The organism is Bradyrhizobium sp. NAS80.1, from assembly GCF_001908205.1.
Taxonomy (GTDB): Bacteria; Pseudomonadota; Alphaproteobacteria; order Rhizobiales; family Xanthobacteraceae; genus Bradyrhizobium.
This window is the reverse complement of the sequence record NZ_LGHL01000308.1, coordinates 1-2,032: the sequence shown is the minus strand read 5'-3', so window position 1 is coordinate 2,032 and position 2,032 is coordinate 1. Positions and strand designations below refer to the sequence as shown.

General features: G+C 58.1%; 2 protein-coding genes. One reads left to right on the top strand and one right to left on the bottom strand.

Annotated features, from left to right (window positions below; genetic code table 11):
- Nucleotides 1-243 precede the first annotated feature (243 nt).
- Nucleotides 244-744 (top strand): methyltransferase family protein, encoded by a 501-nt coding sequence (locus tag AC629_RS42215; protein WP_084810540.1) that lies wholly within the window; start codon nucleotides 244-246, stop codon nucleotides 742-744.
- Between the two features lie 160 nt (nucleotides 745-904).
- On the opposite strand, the gene AC629_RS42210 is transcribed toward AC629_RS42215, so the two are convergent.
- Entirely contained in the window at nucleotides 905-1,897 is a 993-nt protein-coding gene (locus tag AC629_RS42210) for a molybdate ABC transporter substrate-binding protein (RefSeq protein WP_143199885.1), read from the bottom strand.
- Between the last annotated feature and the right edge of the window lie 135 nt (nucleotides 1,898-2,032).

Sequence of the window (2,032 nt, the reverse complement as noted above, 5' to 3'; positions counted from 1 at the left end):
GTCTAAGTTGAAGCCACGTGCTAGCTTAAGCGCTAGAACCGCCTTGGACGAATAACTTCTTCTATCGCGCTCAAGCGCCTTGGCGTTTTCACACAGCCAAGACCCATACCGGAACTCAGCCTGAAGATCAGAAGCGAGGTGAAGAGAACTCGACGGTCGGGACAACCAATGTGGAGCCGCGTTCAATGCTCGTAGCAGAAAGTGATTTGCTAAGCTAATTTTGTCGGGTCGTGGGAGCACGCAATGTCGAAAGCAATTGCCGTCTTGGGCTCCGCCCTGTTCTTCGTCATTGCGCCGTTAGTGCTGGCAGGCTTCGTCCCCAGGTGGGTCACGCAGTGGGAATTTCGGTCTGCTTTTTTCGGCGTCGATCTAACCCGCATCCTCGGCGGTATATTGATCATCGTCGGAGTGCCCGGACTCGTGGATTCATTTGCCCGTTTTGCGCTGGAGGGGCTGGGTACGCCCGCCCCGATCGCGCCGACACAAAAGCTCGTAGTGACTGGCCTTTATCGCTACGTGCGAAATCCGATCTACATCGCGGTCGTCGCAGTCATTTTTGGTCAGGCCCTTTTGTTTGGTGACTGGCGTCTCCTCTGGTACGGCGCGCTACTCTGGCTTTTTCATGTCTTTGTGGTGATGTACGAAGAACCGACGCTCAAGCAAACATTCGGCACGGAGTACGAGAGCTTTCGGACTAATGTGCCGCGCTGGATTCCGCGGTTGACGCCATGGCGAGCCGCATAAAGGAATTACTGCAAGCGGCTCGATGCCGGCTGCAACAAACAGTGCGAGACGGCGAAGCGTAGCAAGCGCGCCTAGCGGCCTCGCCCCGGAGGGCCCACTACCTTAGGGGTTACGTGATGCGGTTCTCTTCTCGTTGATCCGTAGAGAAGCGAAAGCGGACCTAGGCGGGATCCATGCCCTTGGACTTGAGCACCGCGGCGCCGGTCGGACCGGTCAGGAGTTCGATCAGCGATTTGGCCGCTGCTGGGTCCTTGGTCGTAGATCCGATGCCGACCGCAAAGACGATCGCACTGTTCAAATCACCGGGCAGAGGTCCGACCACCTGAGCCCCCGCAACCGCGGCAATTTCCGAGGCCTGTGCGACGCCCAATTCGACTTCGCCCTTGGCGACTAGTTCGCCCGCTTCGGCACCCGGCACCAGGACGGTCTTGGATTTCATCTGATCGGCGATGCCGAGACGATCGATCACCTTGGCGAAATAAACGCCACTAGCGCCACCCTTCGCTGGATCGGCGTAGGAGATCGATTTGGCAGCGAGAAGCGCAGTCTTCAGTTTCTCCGCCGTGCTGATATCGGGCTTGGGTGCACCGGTACGTACCCCGATGGCCACATAAGAGCTCCCTACATTGACGATGCTGCCCTGGGCAACCTTACCTTGGGTCTGCAGACCGTCGAGGACAGGGCGCGACAGGATCATCACATCTGCGGTTTCGCCCGCATCGATCCGCTTCTTCAGCTCCGCGATCGTGCTGTAGACGATCATTAGCTTGTTGCCGCCGCTGCTCTCGTACTTCGGTGTGAGCTCGTTGAGTGTAGGGGTGAGCGCCACCGTGCTCATGACCTTGAGCTCGGCGGCATGGGCTGCAGTTCCAAGAGCCAACAGGAGCGAACACTTCACCGCCGCCGCAAGGCTGGCCCGTCGTGAGAACAACCGTCCCATCATAGCTTTCTTGCCTCCCCGTTGGCTTGATCCCAAGCATAACAGAAACGCCGTCTCAGAGTAGGTCTTGGTAGAAAGTGGCTTGCGGGCGCCTGATTTTGGCCCGGCGCGAGCCTCGCGGCGCAGCCTGCCAGTAGGCGATGCCTGTTTCAGGTTCTGTACTATTGCGCCGCCGCGCGAGCTTGGTCGTTTTCGGTCGAAGCGGACATCCAATGGCAGGCAAGACCGGTTGACTCGGTCGAGAATGACCCTGGCTGTGTAAAAACGCGAATGATCGAGACACGGCTAGAATTACATTCTTCAGTTCGTCGTCTAAGTTGAAGCCACGTGCCAGCTTAAGCGCTAGAA